The 1,235-nt window shown below is 41.5% G+C and carries 1 protein-coding gene; it reads right to left on the bottom strand.

The features are described 5' to 3' along the window. Positions 1-106: 106 nt before the first annotated feature. Entirely contained in the window at positions 107-1,234 is a 1,128-nt protein-coding gene (locus tag F6K20_RS39055; protein ID WP_502708939.1) for an RNA-guided endonuclease TnpB family protein, read from the bottom strand. Position 1,235 lies beyond the last annotated feature (1 nt).

Here is a 1,235-nt window from a genome sequence, read left to right on the forward strand (position 1 = left end):
TTCAAGGGGCGGGTTTTCACCGCCATCCAATAGATAGTTAGAAATCTTTTGAGGGTGTTACCCTCACGATTCCCCTTACTCATACCCCTCTAGTTTCTAGAGGCTCCTAGTAAGAACGAGCCGCACCTCCAGTCCAGCTAACTGTCTTACTCGTATAGGCTTCACAAACATCCACTACTATTTTGCCGGTTTCCGAAGCTTTATGCTTTAAAAACTCTTTAAACCTAAAATGGGAAAATGTGAGCAAATTCCGTACAGTTTTTGACCGGATTTTTCTTTTTCCTTTTTTTGACATTTCAGACGTCTCAAAAGTTGGAAGTAATATCACATCAAAGTGGTCAACTAAGAATCGAGCAGCTTTGTGATGGAGTTCGTTTATTAGATTTTGAATTCTAATGATAATTCGCCTAGCAGCTTTCCTCATTCGTCGCTTCTGATTCCTAGACGCCTTGCTAATTTTTGACAGTAAATTATCAAGATGAGTACAAAGTCTCTGAATTCTGGAAAAATCTCCGTGACCAATCTTTCCTACAGAATTTTCGCTAAAAAACGTCAGAAATGTTCTAACACCGGGGTCTATCGCTACCACTCTACCTTGGTTATCGGCTTTCGTTTGAGTAGTTTGATGAGGGACTGTTAAATAGTAGTCCCCATTCGTGCTGGTTAATCGACAATCTCCCCTGTTATCAGGCAAAGATTCGGAAAAGGTTAAAGTCCCTAATTTTGTGTGATAAACCCCCTTCTCCGAGACCGCTGACTTTGGGATGTAGCAAGACTGAACAGGATTTTTTCGAGACCTAAACCTAACCCGATTAATTTGCCCAGTCTTTTTGTACTTTTTCTTGGATTCCCTGACAGCGGTGCAAGCATCCTTAATCGCTATGGATTTAATTTGATAAGGCACTGCTTTACACCACTCGGGAAGGTCATTTAATATCCCAGTTTTGATAGCTTTCCAATTAGCTTTTATTTCGCCATTTTGGAGTATCTTGACGGTTTTATTGAATACATAACGGGACACTCCAAACCATTTACGAATAATGGAACGTTGTTCAGCATTGAGGAATATCCGAATCTTTTTTGATTTTTGCCCCGTACTTTCGGAGTCCGTGAACCCGACAAGAGAAGACGTGAATGATTCAGAGAAGATCCGCTGTGAGTTCGGATCCTCGACAGCTTTCAGGCTGGTCGAGAACCAGGATTTTGCCACCGTTGAGCTCTGCCAGGTATTCAAA

The organism is Moorena sp. SIO2C4, from assembly GCF_010672485.1.
GTDB classification, from domain to species: Bacteria; Cyanobacteriota; Cyanobacteriia; order Cyanobacteriales; family Coleofasciculaceae; genus Moorena; species Moorena producens.